Below are 17,761 nucleotides of genomic sequence, written 5' to 3' on the forward strand. Positions count from 1 at the left end.
ATCACAATGAGCAAGGCGCCTGGTTCGACCCAGTCTAGCCAATCGTCTGCTGCCCAGTCATCTCACATAACGGTCACCTCACACAACGGTCATCTCGCCTCACGTGCGGTGTGCTCTACCGTTGAGGTATGCAGAAGAAATCGTCCACGGGTCTTCTTGTGCTCGCGGGTGTGGTGTTCGGTGTCGGACTCCTGGCGCTGATCACGCTGTTCGTGATGCCGGTCGTCGACGATGGAGGCACAGCGCCCACGTGGGTCTATCTCCTCGCGATGTGTACGCCCATCGGCTTCCTGCTCGGCATCGTCTACGCGCTGCGCTCCGGGCGGCGCGTGCAATGACCGACCCGGCATCGGGCAGCTCGGACCGCCACGCACAGCTGTCGCCGGCGTCGGAGCCCGGCGCGCTCAAGCGCGCTTACAGTTGCTTTCCGACCGGCGTGGTGGCGGTCTGCTGCAGCGACACGGATTCGGAGCCGCTCGGCATGGCTGCGTCGGCCTTCACCACCGTCTCGCTCGATCCCCCACTGGTGTCGGTGTGTATCCAGAACACCTCGACCACCTGGCCGCGCCTGCGCGACGCGCGCGCACTGGGCGTCAGCGTGTTCGCACATACTCAATCGGCGTTGTGCAGGCAGCTCGCGGGCCCTGCAGAGCACCGGTTCGACGACGTCACCCCTCAGATCGCCGACGACGGCGCGCTGTTCCTTCCCGACTCCGCCGCCCGCCTCTCGTGCCACATCCACAGCGAGGTCGCCGCGGGCGACCACACCGTCGTCCTGTTGCAGATCGACGCGCTCGACTGCGACCCCGACGTCGAGCCGCTGGTCTTTCACGCCAGCACATTCCGTGCCCTCGAGGCGCGTCCGGGCCTCCATCCGCTACCAGGTGCGTCGTGAGTATCACCGACCTCGGGCTGCCCACCACACCGAAGCCCTCACGAGACGTCGACGCCCCCTCGTCGGGAACGCTGGTCGACACATTCGGTCGCGTGGCCACCGATCTGCGGGTCTCGGTAACCGATCGCTGCAATCTGCGGTGTACGTATTGCATGCCAACCGAAGGCCTCGACTGGCTGCCCTCCGACGATCTGCTGACCACTGACGAATTCGTGCGCGTGCTCACCGTCGCCGTACGCGATCTGGGTATCCGCCGCATCCGGTTCACCGGCGGGGAGCCGCTCCTGCGACGAGATCTCGAGGATCTGATCAGAGCGGCGTCGAACCTGCCGGAACGGCCGGAGTTGGCGCTCACCACCAACGGTCTCGGACTACGGCATCGAGCCCGTGCCCTGGCCGACGCGGGGCTGGATCGCATCAACGTCTCACTCGACACCCTCGACCGCACGCGCTTCGCGCAGATCACCCGCCGCGACAGGCTCGCCGACGTCCTCGACGGCCTCGCGGCGGCCCGCGACGCCGGATTGAGTCCGGTCAAGGTCAACGCGGTGGTCCCGCACCGCGACGACCTGGAACGCCTTCCGGACCTGCTGCGGTACTGCCTCGACGAGGGCTATCAGCTGCGCATCATCGAACAGATGCCGCTCGACGCCGATCATCGCTGGGCTCGGAACGAGATGGTCACCGCCGACGAGATCCTGGCGACCCTGCGGTGCACATTCGATCTCGCCCCCGATCCTCGACCGCGCGGCGGCGCACCGGCAGCGACATGGCTCGTGCGCGGCTACTCCGATCCGATGGGGCTGCCCGCGCGGGTCGGGGTGATCGCATCGGTGACCCGTCCGTTCTGCGGCGACTGCGACCGCACGAGGCTCACCGCGGATGGTGCGCTCCGAAACTGTCTGTTCGCCGACGCCGAGACGTCTCTCATGCCCGCGTTGCGGAGTGGGCTCGCGTCGACGGACGCCGACGAGGAGATCGCTCGTCGCTGGCGCGGCGACATGTGGCGCAAAGAGGCCGGGCACGCGGTCAACACCACGGACTTCCGGCAGCCCGATCGCCCTATGTCGGCCATCGGCGGGTGAGCCGTCGATGACGCTGACCGTCCGATTTTTCGCGGCTGCACGCGCAGCCGCGGGCACCGAGCTGACCGAGATCGTCGTGCCCGACGACGCCACGCTCGGCGACCTCGAACGTGTCCTGAGCATCGGGCAACCCGACCTCGCACGCGTGCTCGCCCGCTGCTCATACCTGCGCGATGCCGTCGCCCTGTGCGACCGCAGCCGCACTCTCGGCAACTGCACGACGATCGACGTTCTCCCCCCGTTTGCGGGCGGATGACACGCTCCACGCTTGTGACCTTAGTCACATAACAGCCCGATAACGGGATGGACACGAACCGACCATCGTCGGGTTGAGCAGCGATGACGGGAAAATCGGGCCCAAAGTCCCACTCGCACCACGAGAATTCGGTTGCGGACGGGGATGATTCGGCGGCAAAGACGTCGTACTGTACGAACAGTCTCCTCCAGGGAGATCACAGGACAGCCAACAGAACACAACATTCGACCGGGCGCGCCAAGCCTCGTTCCCCCGATCGAATGACGAACAACAAACTCAGGAACGAGGACGGGGAACCCACCTTCTCCCAGGAGATAACGGACATCAGCAGATGTCCTTGGGGTTAAGTCCACCGGCCGCCACGGCGACCACGGACCGAGCAACCTCTCGTTCGAACCCGACAGCTGACTTCGTAGGCGCGTGGAGAGAGGATAGACAACTCATGGCCGGACGTCATCGCAAGTCGACGACCAACACGACCACCAGGACCTTCGCGAAGGTCGCCCTCACCGGTGCAGTACTCGGCGGCGGAGCCGCCCTTCTCGGAACCGGTTCGGCTCACGCAGCCTCCGACTCCGAGTGGGACCAGGTCGCTCAGTGCGAGTCGGGCGGCAACTGGGCCATCAACACCGGCAACGGCTACCAGGGCGGACTGCAGTTCAGCCCGAGTACCTGGGCGGCCAACGGCGGCACCGCTTACGCACCGAGCGCCGATCAGGCCTCCAAGGAGCAGCAGATCGCCGTCGCAGAGCGCGTTCTGGCGACGCAGGGCAAGGGCGCTTGGCCGGTGTGTGGCACCGGACTGTCGGGCTCGACCCCGCGGACCGCTCCCACCGACTCGCCCAAGCCGCTGCAGGCCCCCAAGCCTGAGCTGAAGCCCGAGGCGCAGCCGCAGACCCCGCTGGAGAAGACTCCCGAGGCCAAGAGCACCGACGACGTCAAGAGCCAGGTCGACACCGCCCTCGATGACGCCAAGGTCAGCCCCGAGGTCAAGAGCCTCTGGAAGGCCGCCAAGGACAGCGGATACCAGCTCACGCCGGATCAGCTGAAGCTCTACAACCAGAACAAGGGCCTGATTCCGCTCCCCTGAGCGATCTCGCCCGCGTCCCGGCAGTGATGACTGCCGGACCCCGAGACGAAGGGCCCCGCACGTAGCCATGAGGCCGTGCGGGGTCCTTTTCCATTTGTCAGGCCGATCCGACCCATTCGTCTGAACCGTCGGCGAATATCTGGTGCTTCCACACCGGCAGCTGCGCTTTCACCTCGTCGACGAGCCGCGCGCACAGTTCGAATGCCGGCGCCCGATGGTCAGCCGCGACGGCGACGACGAATGCCACGTCGCCGACGTCGAGATCGCCCACACGATGGGACACGGCAACGGCACGCACTCCTGTCACCGTCATCGACACCTCGTCGACCACCTCCGCGAGCACCGCGGGCGCGCTCGGGTGCGACGAGTACGACAGCTTCGTGACCGACGACGCATGCGTGCCGTCGTGGTTGCGGACCGCGCCCGCGAAGCCGACGATCGCGCCTGCGGTCCCCGCAGCGGCGTCGGCGACGAGTTGTTCGTGGGACGGAAGGTCGATCGGGTCGGTGGCGAGTGCGGCGCGGACGACCAGCACGGTCATCCGTCGCTCCGCTGGTGGTCGCCGCCGCTGATCTGATCGAGCGCGTGGGCGAGAACGCCGTCTAGCACGCCGAGTCCGTCGCGCACGCCGCCGGTCGACCCGGGCAGATTGATCACCAACGTGCCGGCGGCGACACCGGCAGTGCCGCGGGAGAGAACGGCGGTGGGCACGTCGGGCAGGCCCGCACCGCGGATCGCATCCGCGAGTCCGGGAATCTCGACGTCGAGCAGTGCACGTGTCTGTTCCGGGGTGCGATCGGTGGGCGACAGGCCCGTCCCGCCCGTCGTGATCACCAGCGAGTCGGACGCGTAGATCCCGGCGCGGATCGCCTCACCGACGGGATCACCGTCAGCTACCACGTCGACTTCATCGACGACGAATCCGCGCGTGGTGAGCCACTCGGCGATGATCGGACCGCTCTTGTCGATGTAGAGACCACGACTCGCCCGCGTCGAGGCCACCACCACACGCGCGACCGGTTTCGGTTGTGTCAAGGTGTCGACTCCCTCATCTCCGCACGCCCGCGGTCACCACGGGGTCAGTGCGACTCGTCGCGACTCCAGGTTCCCGAGCGACCGCCGGACTTCTCGAGCAGTCTGATCTCACCCGTACTCGCCCGCCGATCGACGGCCTTTGTCATGTCGTGCAATGTGAGCCCGGCGATCGCGACAGCGGTCAGCGCCTCCATCTCGACGCCGGTCTTGCCAGCGGTCTCGACGGTGGCCACGATGTCGATGTGGTCGTCGGAGATGTTGAAGTCCACGTCGACCGACGAAAGCGCCAATTGATGGCACAGTGGGATGAGCGCGTCGGTCCGCTTGGCCGCCATGATCCCGGCGATCCGGGCGGTCGCCAGCACGTCTCCCTTGGGAAGCGCTGCGTCACGCAGGAGATCGATGACCTCGGCGGTCGTGTGGAACGTGCCTGCGGCAACGGCACGCCGTCGCGTTGCGGCCTTGTCACCGACGTCGACCATGCGTGCTGCACCCGAGGAGTCGACGTGCGACAGGCGAGAAGGACGAGAGGGCTCGTCTTGCCTACGCTCGTGCCGGGGAGGCATCAGGTCTCCGAGACGTGGTCAGCGGTTGACGACGGTCTTCGGTACGACGTAGTTGACCTTGTCGGAGGGCAGCGGGAACTCGACGTCGCCGAACGGTGAAAGTGCACCGGGGATCTCCGCCGCGAATTCCGACACCGCATGCTCGGGAACGCTGCCGTCACCGTCGCGGGGCCAACCGTTGTCGACGTAGTGATTCTTCTTTTCCTTCTCAGCCACGCCCGTATTGTGCCATGCCTCCCCCCGTCGCACCGTGCGGTGTCGTGACTCGGCTGCCGTTTTCCCGCGACCACTAGACTTGATCGAATGAGCACGGACGACCAGCGGATCGGCCTGGCCGACGATCTGGCCGCGCGCACCGACGACGATCTGCGCGATCTGCTGTCCCTCCGCCCCGATCTCGCCTCTCCCCCGCCACAGGGAACCTCGGTCCTGGCGCAGCGCGCGCTGGCCGCAGCGTCACTTGCTCTCGCGGGTGAGCAACTCGACCTGTTGACCATGGCGGTCATCGAACAGTTCATCGCCTTGTCCACCGGACCCGACGTTGCGCGCGTACCGGCGTCCGTCGACGGCGAAGCTCTGGTGGGCGCTCTGTCCGATCGGGCCGAGGCCGGCGAGATCCGTGGTCGCGTCGACGACCTTCGCCGACGCGCCGTGTTGTGGGGCGCGAACGATGCACTTCACGCCGGCGCCCACCTGGCGTCGACGTTGCCGTGGAAGGCGCTGCATCTCACCGGACCGCTCGCCCACCTCGCCCCCGACGAGATCCGCGCACTCATCGACGGCGTCGACGATCGGCAACGGGACCTGCTCTCCACACTGTCGCGCGGGCCTGCTCTCGGACGCAGTCGCGATGCCGCGCCGGGCGCCGACCCCGACAGCCCCGTCGCGCGACTGATCGCGCTCGGACTTCTCGCACGCATCGACGACCAGACGGTCGAGCTACCACCGATGGTCGGCGCGCTCATCCGCGGGGAACCCGCTTTGCGCACAGACACTCTCGCCGCCCCCGCGCTCGCCGACGAGCTCGCGACCATGCGTTTCGGCGCGCACGCGGTGGATGCCGCCGCCGGCGGTGAGGCATTGGAGTTGATCCGCCACGCCACGCAACTTCTCGACGTGCTCGGTCGAACGCCTGCAGCGGTACTGCGTTCGGGTGCGCTCGGTGTCCGTGAACTCCGCAGGCTTGCAAAAGCCACCGGCCTCGAGCAGAAACGCGTTGCATTCCTCGTCGAGATCCTCGGTCATGCCCGCCTCATCGACGTCGGGTTCCCCGACCCCCCGCCTGCTGGGGACCGCGGCGAGCAGGCATTCGCACCGACGAACGCCGCCGATACCTGGCTGCATTCGGTACCGGAAAGGCAGTGGGCCACTCTGCTCGACGCGTGGCTCTCCATGCCGCGGCGGGCGTGGCAGGTCGGCGAACCCGATCGCGACGGCAACGCCCACCCTGCGCTGTCGTCCGAGCTCTACGATTCGGCCGCACCGGCTCAACGGCACCTCATCCTCGAGCTCCTTACCGAACTCGACAGTGCGACACCGTTTTCCACCGACACCGTGACGGCGTCACTGGCGTGGCGGTACCCGCAGAGGATTCGTCGGCTCTCGCCGCGCGTCGTTGGTGAAACCCTCGCCGAAGCGCAGAGCCTCGGAGTCACCGCGCACCAGTCGTTGACCTCCGTCGGTCGAGTGGCGTTGTCGGACAACGATCCCGACGCAGTGGATTCGCAGGTGCTCGCCGCCATGCGCAAGGCACTGCCCGAACCCGTCGACCACTTCCTCACCCAGGCCGACCTGACGCTGACGGTGCCCGGTCCGATGACGCCGGATCTCAGCGACCAGGTCGAATTGGTCGCCGACCTCGAATCCGGTGGTGCCGCATCGGTGTACCGGGTATCGGAATCCAGTGTGCGGCGCGCACTCGATGCCGGTAAGACCAGCAGCGAACTCCTCACCATGTTCACCGCGCACTCGTCGACGCCGGTCCCGCAGTCGCTGACCTATCTGATCGAGGACGTCGCGCGCAAACACGGACAGCTCAGAGTCGGCATCGCGTCGGCGTTCATCCGCTGCGAGGATCCGACCATGCTGGCTGCGGTGTTGCGCAGCGACGCCGCCGAGCAGCTCGCGCTGCGGGCGCTGGCGCCGACCGTCGCGGTGTCGCCGTCTGAGGTCAGGACCGTGATCGACCGACTCCGCGATGCCGGATTCGCTCCCGCAGGCGAGGATTCGTCGGGCTCGCTCGTCGATCTGCGCGAGCGTGGGAGCCGGGTGTCATCGAGCCGCGGTCGCCGACGCGCCACGCCGCGTCGTTCGAACCCCACCTCCGAACAATTGCTGTCGGTGGTGAGTCGCATGCGATCTCACGACCGAGCAACCCGCGCCACCCCCTCCGCATCGGGAAAGGCCGACTCCGCCCCGGTGCGCGCCGTCGGCGGCGGCGAATCCACCACGGCCCTCATCCAATTGGCGCTGCGCGCCAACCGCCGACTGCTCGTCGGCTACGTCGACGCCCACGGTTCGGCGAGCAGACACGTCGTCACGCCACGGCTGCTCGGCGCCGGGCAACTCGTCGGCACCGAGGAGGGTTCCGACGACGAGCAGCACTTCACCCTGCACCGCGTCACCAGCGTCGAGTTGCTCGACAACTGACCCGACGCCAGACGACCGAGCCGGATCAGTTGGCGTCCTGGTCGGCCTTGGTGAGAATGACGTACTGCGCAGACGCCTGCTGCTGGGCGTCTGCGAGGGAATCCCCGGCCACGAGTCCGACGTAGCGGCCAACACGAACTGCGCAGTTGTACAACGATTCTTTGGTGCCACTCTTCGCACACTTGGCGCTCGACAAGCCCGCCGGGGATTCGACGGGTCGGGCACCATTGTCAGTCCAGACCGCCACGAGGGCATCACGCAACTTCGCGCCGTTGTCGCTCGTGGACGCCCGGTAGACGAAGGATTTCGCCACTGCCGTGTGAACTGAACCGAACTTGGCTGCATTCGCATAGGTCTCGCGCTGGTGCGTCGTGAAGTGCGCGATGCCCTGGGGGCCGTATACCGCGGCGATGCCGTCGGACGTATCGGCGAGCGGAAGTGCGTAGATCAGAATGTTGTTCTGGTCGAGCTTGACCTTACGCGTGTTGTCGTCGGGATTCTCATCAGGTGTCGGTGTCGCCGGAAACTTGTCGATCATGCTTGATTGCGACGTCGTGGCCTTGAGTGCCGTATCGACGGCCCAGTCGGTGTCGTTCGATCGCGCAACCGATTGCGCATACACGAGATACTGCCCATGCGGCACGAATGCAGCAGCCGCGATGTCACCCGACACCGCGCTGACCACCGAGAAAGCTCCCGACTTCGTCGCAATGGGGTCACGCTTCTTCACGACCCCGGCCGGAGCGTCCTTCGAGACTGCTTCGCTGAGATCGGCTGCTGACTTCTTTGCGGCGTCCGCCGTCTTGTAGCGCACTGCAGCGATGGTGATCCCGCGTCCGGTGTCGGTAGCAGCAGAAGACTTCGCCGACGTCGAGAATCCATATACCGCACCGGCTTTCGCCGCCTCGGCAGCGCGACCGAATACGGTCTGCAGCTCGCGGTCACTCCTTATCGGTGTCGTCGGACTCGTCCCCAGATCAAGCGATTCGTCGATCTGGAAAGGGAGCACGACGAACTCGGCCATTCGCTGCGCCTCGACGTCGACGAGTTGTTCCGGATCCGCATAGCCGAAAGGCTTCGCGGGTTCGGTCGGATACGCACCGGTATCCAGAGCGGCGACGTCGACGCTGCTCTCGACCATGGACGCCGAACTGCCAGACGTCGGATCACCACTCGCCTGGCATGCGCTGATCAGAACAGTGGCCGCAGCCAGGATTCCAATCCCCATTCGGCCTCTGAGTCCGACGCTCGGCTTCACTGTGGTCCTCTCTGTTCTGCGCGCGGGTAGCGATCACGACACGGCGACCGACGCCGCTATGGTATTGATCGAGCACATCGAGGGTTTGTTCGGGTAACCATTTATTCGTACAGTTCGGGTGACCTGCGTGACGACGACTTCGAGAGACGATGACTTCGAGAGAGAGTATGGCGATTACTGACTGGATGTTGAGTATCGACTTCGGTACCTCCAACACCGCGGCCGCGCACTCGGGGGCGACGAGTGGAGCAGTCGAGACGTTGGCATTGACGCATTCATCGAATCTGATGCGATCGGCGGTCTACATCGCCAGTCGTGACGACATCTCGGTCGGCGACGTCGCCATCAACGCTGCTGAACAGGATCCGGTCGGGTTTCTCGCCGCGCCGAAACGTCTCATCGGTCAACCGGTCGTCGCGGTGAACGGAGGCCAGTTACCGTTGTCGGTACCCATTTCGGCCGTCTTCGCGACGGTCGTCAAACGTGCGGTCGCCGCGCACGGTGGCCGCCGACCCGCGCGACTGGTGCTCACTCATCCGGAGGCATGGTCCCCTCAACAGGTCGGAGTGCTGACCGAGGCCGCGCAGTCGATCGGGATGCGCCCGGAGCAGATCTCGACGGTGTCGGAGCCTCGTGCTGCGGCGCAGTATTACACCCGCAGTCACTCCATGCGGCCCGGGAGCCGCATCGCGGTCTTCGACTTCGGCGGTGGAACCCTCGACATCGCCGTCCTCGCGGCCGAAGCCCCCGCAACCGATCGCGGCGAGTCGGCGGTGAGGTTCACCGTCCTCGCTGCCCGTGGTGACAATGGCATGGGCGGTAAGAACTTCGACGCACTCGTTCGAGGCTGGGTCGATCAGCAACTCGCTACGCGAAACCCCGACGCGCTCGAGTTTCTGCGCGGGTCGGCGCCGACCAGCGTGAAGCAGGCCCTCGACGACTCGATTCGTCGGGCCAAGGAGCTGTTGTCGGAAGCGCCGTCTGCCACTATTTCGATGGTAGGCGGGGGATTTCACGAGACGTTCCACATCACCCGCGCCGAATTCGACGAGTTGATCGGACCGGTCGCCGACAGAGCCGTCGCACTCGCCCGCGCAACACTCGCCGATGCCGGGATCACCGACCCCGGTCAACTCGACGCCCTCTACCTGACCGGCGGGTCGTCGCGGGTGCCGCTCGTGCACCAGCGCTTGCAGGAAGTCGGCCCGGTTGCCACACTGGACGATCCGAAAACCGTTGTCGCGCAAGGCGCACTCGTGGCGGTGCAGACGCCTCGCCACTCAGAGGCGGCACAGCCGGTTGCCCCCGACCTCATGTCGTCCTGGCAGCAGGGAAGTACTGGCCAGGCAGCGCCACCTGTCGCCGGGCCCGCAGCCGACCCGGGCGCCGGACCGGCCCCCGCACCACAGACGACTGGCACGAGCCGGACCCGATACGCGATGATCGGCGCCGCAGTCGTCGTGGTTGCGGCTGCCGTCGCCGTCGGTGCGTACTTCGGACTGAGCGGCGGTAACGACCCCGCGTCCGATTCAGCCGCAGCGGCTCCGACATCAGCGCCTCCTACAGCCGGTGGCGATTCCGGGAATTCCGTTGAAGAGATCAAGGCGGGAATGCCGTCGGCACTTCGGAACTCGGTCCAGCAGTGCACACTCACGGAGCAGAAGACGTCGGCGGGGACCGCTGTGATGAATTGCTATGTCCGACCGGGCAGCGATGCGGGCACCGGGCTCTCGTCCTCAGTCCGGATCTCTGCGTACCTCAGCACCGCCGAGGCGCGCAACAACATCGATTCCATCCTCAACAATTCCGATGGGGAACTCGGCGATCAACTGGTCACCAACACGGCACGTACGGCAGCCGGCGAGATCGACGGCGGCGCGACAGCGGATATCACCTATGCCAATACGGTCAGCGGGCTCGGTGTGTCCACCAATGGCATCGCGGACGTCTCCGCCGCTCGACAGTTCCTGTCCAACAGCGGACTCATCCGTGAGTGAGAACGTCGCCACTCACGCCGGCTCGCGAGTCACCCCGCCAGCGCGGCCTCCGGCTCGGCGTCGTGTGCGTCGCCGATGGGTCGCTTGACGTTGATCAGCAGGCCCGTCAGAGCCGCGACGCCCGCGAGGATGGCTGCGGCAACGTAGAACCCGATGCTCTGCCCGTGCACGAGCGCCTGCGCCTGCATCGCTTTCGCGTCGGCGGGTCCGCGGACCGACGCCAGGTGAGCTGTCGCGTACGACGCCGCCGCGGTCGCCGCGATCGTGTTGAGCAGTGCGGTACCGATGGCACCGCCCACCTGCTGTGACGTGTTGACCATGGCGGACGCCACGCCCGCATCACGCGGTTCGACACCGTAGGTCGCCAGGTTCATCGACGTCATGAAGACCGTGCCCATTCCCATGCCGAGGAGGAACAGTGCGGGGAAGACCACACTCCAGTACCGCGTCGACTCGGCCGAGATCTGACTGAGCAGCAGCATCCCGCATGCGGCGAGCAGCGCGCCGGGCACGAGTAGGAACCGCGGCGGCACGCGCGTGATGAGCCGCACCGCGATCTGGGTGGACCCGACCAGCATGCCGCCGACCATCGGCAGGAAGGCCACACCTGCCATCAGCGGCGAATAGTGATGCACCACTTGCATGTACAGCGTGAGGAATAGGAACGAGCCGAACATCGCAACCACCGACAATCCGACGGCGAGGTAGGCGCCGCCACGCGCACGGTTCGCAACGACACGCAGCGGGAGCAACGGATGACTGCTGCGTGCCTGCCATGCGACGAACGCCACCAGCAACAGCACCGCGGCGGTCAGACAGATGACGGTCCCCGTGTCGCCCCAGCCCTCTTCTGCTGCCCGGCTGAACCCGTAGACGACGAGTGCGAGTCCGCCTCCGCCCAGGATCACACCGAGTACGTCCAGCCCGGGAGCATGGTTGTGAGCACGCGCCGGTTCCTTGATCTCGACGATCGCCCCGAAGAGCGCGATCGCGGCGAACACCACGTTGATGTACATCGTCCAGCGCCAATCGAGCACCTGGGTGAGGAATCCGCCGAGCAGCAGACCGACCGCAGCACCGCCGCCCGCAATCGCGCCGAAGATGCCGAACGCCTTGGCACGTTCCTTGGGCTCGGTGAACATCACGGTCAACAGCGACAACGCGGCCGGAGCCAGCAGTGCACCGAACGCTCCCTGCAGCGCGCGCGACCCGAACAGCATGCCCTGGTTCACCGCGGCTCCACCGAGGGCGGATGCCAGCGCGAAGCCCACGAGTCCGACCATCAGTGCACGACGGCGGCCCCACAGATCGGCGATGCGTCCGCCGAACAGCAGCAGACCGCCGAACGCCAACGCATACGCTGTGATCACCCACTGTTGGTTGGCGTCGCTGATCCCGAGATCGACCTTGGCGTCGGGCAGCGCGATCTGGACGACGGTACCGTCGAGCACCACCATCAACTGCGCGATGCAGATGAAGACGAGCGCCTTCCAGCGCCGGGGATCGGGTTCGGCTGATCGGGCCGTCGCCGACATCTCAGTGGTCGATTCGGTGGTCGATGAAGACTCAGAAGTGGACATCTGCTGGTGACTCGCTTGTCTCGAGGTCCGTGGAACTATCCGGAGGTCCGTACTCCGGATAGCCTACGCCGGGGCCCTCACCTGCGACAGTCGCGCATAGGGCGCATTACGGACATAGCGCCGGAGCGCGTGTACCGACCACCGGACCCGCCACCGCCGACGGCCGCGCGCATACAATCGACCGGGTGACTGATGGACCCCTGATCGTGCAATCCGACAAGACGCTGCTCCTCGAGGTGGATCACCCCGATGCCGCGGCAGCGCGCGGTGCGATCGCCCCCTTTGCCGAACTCGAGCGTGCTCCCGAGCACGTGCACACCTACCGGGTGACGCCACTGGCGCTGTGGAATGCGCGTGCCGCTGGCCACGACGCCGAGCAGGTCGTCGACGCGCTCGTCTCCTATTCGCGCTACGCGGTGCCCCAGCCGTTGCTGATGGACATCGTCGACACGATGGGGCGCTTCGGAAGACTGCAACTCGTGAAGAGTCCGGTGCACGGCCTGACCCTGGTGAGCTTCGACCGTGCGGTACTCGAGGAGATCCTGCGCAACAAGAAGGTCGCCCCGATGCTGGGTGCGCGGATCGACGACGACACGGTCGTCGTGCATCCCTCCGAACGCGGCCGGCTCAAGCAGGTGCTGCTCAAGGTCGGCTGGCCTGCCGAGGATCTCGCGGGGTATGTCGACGGCGAGGCACACCCGATCACTCTGGAACAGGACGAGTGGCATCTGCGTGACTATCAGGAAATGGCCGCCGACTCGTTCTGGGCGGGAGGTTCGGGCGTCGTCGTACTCCCGTGTGGCGCGGGCAAGACGATGGTCGGCGCCGCCGCGATGGCGAAGGCGCAGGCGACCACCTTGATCCTGGTGACGAACACCGTCGCGGGACGGCAGTGGAAACGTGAGCTGATCGCGCGCACGTCGCTCACCGAGGAAGAGATCGGGGAGTATTCGGGCGAGCGTAAGGAGATCCGTCCCGTCACCATCGCCACCTATCAGGTGATGACGCGAAAGTCGAAGGGCGAGTACAAGAATCTCGATCTCTTCGACTCGCGCGACTGGGGTCTCATCGTCTACGACGAAGTGCACCTGCTACCCGCACCGGTGTTCCGGATGACCGCCGACCTCCAGTCGCGGCGTCGACTCGGCCTGACCGCGACGCTCGTCCGTGAGGACGGACGTGAGGGTGACGTGTTCAGCCTGATCGGACCCAAGCGGTACGACGCCCCGTGGAAGGACATCGAGGCGCAGGGGTGGATCGCACCCGCTGACTGCATCGAGGTGCGGGTGACCCTGACCGACGAGGAACGTCTGCAGTACGCCGTCGCTGAGAACGAGGAGAAGTACAAGCTCTGTTCGACGGCGCACACGAAGGTCAACGTCGTGAAATCGATCCTGGCCAAACATGCCGGATCGCAGACGCTGGTCATCGGCGCGTACATCGATCAGCTCGAAGAGCTCGGTCGCGAGCTCGACGCTCCGGTCATCCAGGGCTCGACGAAGAACAAGGAGCGCGAGGCCCTGTTCGACCGATTCCGGTCCGGTGAACTACAGACGCTCGTCGTGTCGAAGGTCGCGAACTTCTCCATCGATCTGCCGGAGGCGTCGGTCGCGGTGCAGGTGTCGGGAACGTTCGGCTCGCGTCAGGAGGAGGCCCAACGTCTCGGACGCCTGCTGCGTCCCAAGAAGGACGGTGGTCAGGCGCACTTCTATTCGGTGGTCTCGCGTGACACCCTCGACGCCGACTACGCGGCACACCGGCAGCGCTTCCTTGCCGAACAGGGCTATGCCTACCGCATCACCGACGCCGACGACCTGCTCGGCCCGGCCATCGGCGAGGAGTCCGCGGGCTGATCCTGCTGGTGCAGATCTGCTCACTCACGCCAATGCCTCGAGGCAGTACCCGATCGAGCGCGGTTCGCTGAACTCCCACTTGGTGAGGTCGTCTGCGCATTCGACGCCGCCGTCGGCACGTTGCACCGTGCGCGCGACAACCGTCGCCGAGTGTGGTGTTGCGGCGCAGTCGACCTCACGGTAGTCGACGAGACGCCCGCCGGGTGTCGGGACCTGGTAGCACTGTCCGGTAATGAAATTCGGTGTCATACAGAGCTTCTGGTCGCCCTTGTCGAAGGTCAGACCTGCACTGTTCTTGCTCACGCAACCTGCATCGGACGGAACCTTCGCAGCGACATAGAACGTGAGATCGTCACCGCCACAGTCGGTGTGCGTCGCCTTCACGTTCCCGTCGTCGTCCGTGGACGCACCGATCGACGACGCCGCCGACGTCGACGTCGGCGGCGTCGTCGACGATGTCGTCACCGACCGTGACCCCGCACGCGGCGACGAGCGTGAGGCCCATGCAGGCACCGACCGCGCCGACGCGCCACCCTATGCGCCAGAGCGGACCGGGCAGGACGTGGGTGCTGGGGGGAGTGAACATCGCGAATCCTCTCGACGGTGACACCGACTGTCGGCGCCACGGCAACATTCGCTCCGTGAGCTTGCGGGGTTCTTGTCATCGACTTGGTGTTTGCGGCGTGGACTTGGCGTTCGAGCGTGGACTCGGCGTTCGAGGCGCGGGCGGGTGCATCGAACATCCGACGTGTGACAGCCTGGGACCATGACCGTCGAGCGCCTGAGACCGTTCTCCAGCACGATCTTCGCCGAGATGTCGGCTCTCGCCGTGCAACACGACGCCGTGAACCTCGGACAGGGCTTCCCCGACACCGATGGTCCCGCGTCGATGCTGACCGCTGCGAAGGACGCGATCTCGGCGGGGCGAAACCAGTACCCGCCGGGTATCGGAGTGCCCGAACTGAGGGCAGCGGTCGCCCGGCATCAGCGCGAACACTACGGACTCGACTACGACGCCGACACCGAGGTGCTCGTCACCGTCGGCGCGACCGAGGCCATCGCGGGTGCGATCGTCGGCCTGGTCGAGCCGGGCCGCGAGGTAGTGATGATCGAGCCGTACTACGACTCCTATGCGGCGACCGTGGCGATGGCGGGAGGCGTGCGTCGCGTCGTCCCGCTCGTCTCCGACGGACACGGCTTCCGCCTCGACCGGGAACGACTCGCCGACGCCTTCGGTCCGAAAACCTCGGTGGCGCTGATCAATTCACCGCACAATCCGACCGGGACAGTGCTCTCCGACGACGACCTCGCCGCGATCGCGAGCCTCTGCGTCGAACACGACGTCGTCGCGGTGACCGACGAGGTCTATGAACACCTGCTGTTCGACGGGCGCACCCACACGCCGTTGGCCACACTGCCCGGTATGCGTGAGCGCACATTGCGGATCTCCAGCGCGGCGAAGACATTCAACTGCACCGGCTGGAAGGTCGGGTGGATCAGCGGGCCTGCCGAACTGGTCGCTGCGGCGCGTGCGGCGAAACAGTTCATGACCTACGTCGGCTCCGGCCCGTTCCAACCCGCCGTCGCCAGCGCGCTCGACACGGAGATGGAGTGGGTGCGCAGGTCGGCAGCAGAGCTCGAAGCCAAACGCGACCTGCTGACCGGGGCGCTCGTCGACTCCGGATTCGACGTACACCGCAGCGAAGCAACGTATTTCGTCTGCGCCGATCCTCGCCCGCTCGGCTATTCCGACGGCGTCGAGTTCTGCTTCACGTTGCCGGAACGGATCGGCGTCGCCGCGGTACCGGTCAGCGTGTTCGCCGACGACAAAGAGCCCTGGAACCACCTGGTGCGATTTGCGTTCTCCAAGCGCGACGAGGTGATCACGGAGGCCGCGCGACGCCTGCGTCGACTGTGATGACGCGTCAGATGCGCACGACCATCTTGCCGATGTTCGCTCCGCGCATCATGTCGAGGAAGGCATCGACCGCGTGGTCGATCCCGTCGACGACCGTCTCGTCGTAGACGACCTCCCCCGAGGCCAGCCAGTCGGACATCTTCGCGGTGAACTCGGGCGCCTTGTCGAAGTGATGCCCGACGGTGAAGCCACGCAGAGTCAGTCCTCGGGTGATGATGTTGGACATGTTGTCGGGCCCGGGAATTCGCTCGGTGGAGTTGTAGGCGACGATCGCGCCACACAGCGCCGCACGCCCACCGTCGTTGAAGACGTCGAGCGCCGCCTCGAGGTGATCGCCTCCGACGTTGTCGAAGTAGACGTCGATGCCGTCGGTCGCCGCGGCGCGGAGTTGCTTGCGGATCGGGCCGTCCTTGTAGTTGAGCGCGACGTCGAATCCGTAACGCCCAGTGAGCAACTCGACCTTCTCGGCGCTACCGGCCGAGCCGATGACCGCCTTGGCGCCGAGTAGTCGTGCGATCTGGCCCGCGGCGGTCCCCACGGCGCCCGCCGCGCCGGAGATGAAGACGACGTCGCCCTGCTTCATGTTCGCGATCTCGGTCAGTCCGACATAGGCGGTCAGTCCGGTCATGCCGAGCACACCGAGATAGAGCGACGAGTCGAAAGCCTTGTCGCCGTTGGCGTCTGTGGGCGGCTCCGGAAGGACGGTGAATGCCGTGGCGGGCCCCTGCGCCACGTCGCGCCAGCCCAGCTGGTGCAGCACCAGCGCGCCCACCGGCACGTCGTCGGAACGCGAGTCGACGACCCGCCCAACCGCACCCCCGGTCATCGTCTCGTCGAGTTTGAACGGCGGAACATAACTGCGGGTGTCGATCATCCGCCCACGCATGTACGGGTCGACGGAGACGAACTCGTTGGCCACGCGGACCTCACCCGGCGCGAGGTCGTCGAGCGTCACCTGCACCGTGCGGAAGTCGCTGTCCTTCGGCCAGCCGACCGGGCGATTCACCAATTGGATCTGCGTGCTCGTTGTGCTCATATCTCCACTCTCCTCGTATTTCGGTTACATGGGTTCTGTTGGATGGGTATGGGACCAGACGTTCGGATCATGCGATGAGTGCCGCGGCCAAGAGGACGACCGCGACCAGCGGTGTCGCGAGTTGGGTCAGTGCGGCTCGCGCCTTCGCAGGCGACGACACCAGCAGGACCACGCCTGCTGCGACCATCGAGCCGCAACCTGCGAAGATCAGCGCAGCACCGACGTCGCGGTGGGTGAAGACGAGCACCGCACCTACCGCGGCGATCACGGCGAGGAACAGATTGTAGAAACCCTGGTTGAAGGCCATGTCACGAGTGTTGGCGGCCTCGTCGGCCGAGAGTCCGAAGGTGCGCCTGGTGGCCGGCGCCGTCCATCGCAGCGACTCCATGACGAAGATGTAGCAGTGCAGCGCGACGGCCACACCCACGAATATGACTGCGGCCACGATCATCCGACTCTCCCTGACTCCGATTATGTACTGGTCATTACACTATAAGCATAGTAGAATGGTCGTTGCAATAAGTTCTCGAACGAGGAGATCGC

Annotated in this window: 19 protein-coding genes and 1 riboswitch; of the genes, 9 read left to right on the forward strand and 10 right to left on the reverse strand. The window is 66.1% G+C overall.

What is annotated here, in order from left to right; translation table 11 throughout:
- The first annotated feature begins 128 nt into the window (after positions 1 to 128).
- The 5 genes from LK459_RS04440 to LK459_RS04460 all read left to right on the forward strand — a co-directional run bounded on the left by LK459_RS04440 (position 129) and on the right by LK459_RS04460 (position 3,326).
- Positions 129 to 338: a hypothetical protein gene (locus LK459_RS04440; protein WP_007241235.1), complete on the forward strand. Its 210-nt coding sequence runs from the start codon at positions 129 to 131 to the stop codon at positions 336 to 338.
- Positions 335 to 895, forward strand: coding sequence for a flavin reductase family protein (locus LK459_RS04445; RefSeq protein ID WP_007241234.1), 561 nt, complete (start codon positions 335 to 337; stop codon positions 893 to 895). Before LK459_RS04440 ends, LK459_RS04445 begins: the two co-directional genes overlap by 4 nt.
- Positions 892 to 1,980: a GTP 3',8-cyclase MoaA gene (gene moaA / locus LK459_RS04450; RefSeq protein ID WP_007241233.1), complete on the forward strand. Its 1,089-nt coding sequence runs from the start codon at positions 892 to 894 to the stop codon at positions 1,978 to 1,980. Before LK459_RS04445 ends, moaA begins: the two co-directional genes overlap by 4 nt.
- Before the next feature lie 7 nt (positions 1,981 to 1,987).
- Positions 1,988 to 2,236: a MoaD/ThiS family protein gene (locus LK459_RS04455; RefSeq protein WP_007241232.1), complete on the forward strand. Its 249-nt coding sequence runs from the start codon at positions 1,988 to 1,990 to the stop codon at positions 2,234 to 2,236.
- 258 nt (positions 2,237 to 2,494) lie between these two features.
- Positions 2,495 to 2,671: riboswitch (cyclic di-AMP (ydaO/yuaA leader) on the forward strand.
- Positions 2,672 to 2,678: 7 nt separating this feature from the next.
- Positions 2,679 to 3,326, forward strand: coding sequence for a transglycosylase family protein (locus LK459_RS04460; RefSeq protein ID WP_007241231.1), 648 nt, complete (start codon positions 2,679 to 2,681; stop codon positions 3,324 to 3,326).
- A gap of 97 nt (positions 3,327 to 3,423) precedes the next feature.
- On the opposite strand, the gene LK459_RS04465 is transcribed toward LK459_RS04460, so the two are convergent.
- The 4 genes from LK459_RS04465 to LK459_RS04480 are packed head-to-tail and all read right to left on the reverse strand — an operon-like array spanning position 3,424 to position 5,176.
- Positions 3,424 to 3,867 carry a molybdenum cofactor biosynthesis protein MoaE gene (locus LK459_RS04465; RefSeq protein ID WP_007241230.1) on the reverse strand — a complete coding sequence of 148 codons (444 nt, stop codon included), beginning with the start codon at positions 3,865 to 3,867 and terminating at the stop codon, positions 3,424 to 3,426.
- On the reverse strand, positions 3,864 to 4,361 hold the full coding sequence (locus LK459_RS04470; RefSeq protein ID WP_007241229.1) for a MogA/MoaB family molybdenum cofactor biosynthesis protein: 498 nt from the start codon (positions 4,359 to 4,361) through the stop codon (positions 3,864 to 3,866). Before LK459_RS04470 ends, LK459_RS04465 begins: the two co-directional genes overlap by 4 nt.
- 44 nt (positions 4,362 to 4,405) lie before the next feature.
- Complete coding sequence (moaC, locus tag LK459_RS04475; RefSeq protein ID WP_007241228.1) at positions 4,406 to 4,927, reverse strand: cyclic pyranopterin monophosphate synthase MoaC; 522 nt, start codon at positions 4,925 to 4,927, stop codon at positions 4,406 to 4,408.
- Between the two features lie 18 nt (positions 4,928 to 4,945).
- On the reverse strand, positions 4,946 to 5,176 hold the full coding sequence (locus LK459_RS04480) for a hypothetical protein (protein ID WP_227921955.1): 231 nt from the start codon (positions 5,174 to 5,176) through the stop codon (positions 4,946 to 4,948).
- A 54-nt stretch (positions 5,177 to 5,230) separates the two neighbouring features.
- On the opposite strand from LK459_RS04480, the gene LK459_RS04485 reads away from it, so the two are divergent.
- Positions 5,231 to 7,576: a helicase-associated domain-containing protein gene (locus LK459_RS04485; protein WP_007241226.1), complete on the forward strand. Its 2,346-nt coding sequence runs from the start codon at positions 5,231 to 5,233 to the stop codon at positions 7,574 to 7,576.
- Positions 7,577 to 7,601: 25 nt separating this feature from the next.
- On the opposite strand, the gene LK459_RS04490 is transcribed toward LK459_RS04485, so the two are convergent.
- Complete coding sequence (locus tag LK459_RS04490) at positions 7,602 to 8,804, reverse strand: DUF7373 family lipoprotein (protein WP_227921956.1); 1,203 nt, start codon at positions 8,802 to 8,804, stop codon at positions 7,602 to 7,604.
- A 197-nt stretch (positions 8,805 to 9,001) separates the two neighbouring features.
- Between LK459_RS04490 and LK459_RS04495 the strand changes: the two genes are divergently transcribed.
- Positions 9,002 to 10,831 carry an Hsp70 family protein gene (locus tag LK459_RS04495; RefSeq protein ID WP_007241223.1) on the forward strand — a complete coding sequence of 610 codons (1,830 nt, stop codon included), beginning with the start codon at positions 9,002 to 9,004 and terminating at the stop codon, positions 10,829 to 10,831.
- 29 nt (positions 10,832 to 10,860) lie between these two features.
- Here LK459_RS04495 and LK459_RS04500 read toward each other — a convergent pair whose 3' ends face one another.
- Entirely contained in the window at positions 10,861 to 12,366 is a 1,506-nt protein-coding gene (locus LK459_RS04500) for an MFS transporter (protein WP_007241222.1), read from the reverse strand.
- Between the two features lie 230 nt (positions 12,367 to 12,596).
- Here LK459_RS04500 and LK459_RS04505 point away from each other — a divergent pair, with 230 nt between their 5' ends.
- Positions 12,597 to 14,264: a DNA repair helicase XPB gene (locus tag LK459_RS04505; RefSeq protein ID WP_005174246.1), complete on the forward strand. Its 1,668-nt coding sequence runs from the start codon at positions 12,597 to 12,599 to the stop codon at positions 14,262 to 14,264.
- Positions 14,265 to 14,288: 24 nt separating this feature from the next.
- Here the strand turns inward: LK459_RS04505 and LK459_RS04510 are convergent, their stop codons facing one another.
- Together LK459_RS04510 and LK459_RS04515 are read right to left on the reverse strand one after the other, a co-directional pair.
- Positions 14,289 to 14,567: a hypothetical protein gene (locus LK459_RS04510; protein WP_227921957.1), complete on the reverse strand. Its 279-nt coding sequence runs from the start codon at positions 14,565 to 14,567 to the stop codon at positions 14,289 to 14,291.
- 49 nt (positions 14,568 to 14,616) lie between these two features.
- Entirely contained in the window at positions 14,617 to 14,850 is a 234-nt protein-coding gene (locus tag LK459_RS04515; RefSeq protein WP_227921959.1) for a hypothetical protein, read from the reverse strand.
- 180 nt (positions 14,851 to 15,030) lie between these two features.
- Between LK459_RS04515 and LK459_RS04520 the strand changes: the two genes are divergently transcribed.
- Positions 15,031 to 16,182 (forward strand): pyridoxal phosphate-dependent aminotransferase, encoded by a 1,152-nt coding sequence (locus tag LK459_RS04520; protein WP_007241220.1) that lies wholly within the window; start codon positions 15,031 to 15,033, stop codon positions 16,180 to 16,182.
- A gap of 7 nt (positions 16,183 to 16,189) precedes the next feature.
- Here LK459_RS04520 and LK459_RS04525 read toward each other — a convergent pair whose 3' ends face one another.
- Positions 16,190 to 17,218 carry an NADP-dependent oxidoreductase gene (locus tag LK459_RS04525; RefSeq protein ID WP_007241219.1) on the reverse strand — a complete coding sequence of 343 codons (1,029 nt, stop codon included), beginning with the start codon at positions 17,216 to 17,218 and terminating at the stop codon, positions 16,190 to 16,192.
- A gap of 67 nt (positions 17,219 to 17,285) precedes the next feature.
- The gene (locus LK459_RS04530; protein ID WP_007241218.1) at positions 17,286 to 17,669 is read right to left on the reverse strand and encodes a DUF1304 domain-containing protein; all 384 of its coding nucleotides are present in this window, start codon (positions 17,667 to 17,669) and stop codon (positions 17,286 to 17,288) included.
- Positions 17,670 to 17,761 lie beyond the last annotated feature (92 nt).

Origin of the sequence: Gordonia otitidis (assembly GCF_020735545.1) — a bacterium.
Taxonomy (GTDB): domain Bacteria; phylum Actinomycetota; class Actinomycetes; order Mycobacteriales; family Mycobacteriaceae; genus Gordonia; species Gordonia otitidis.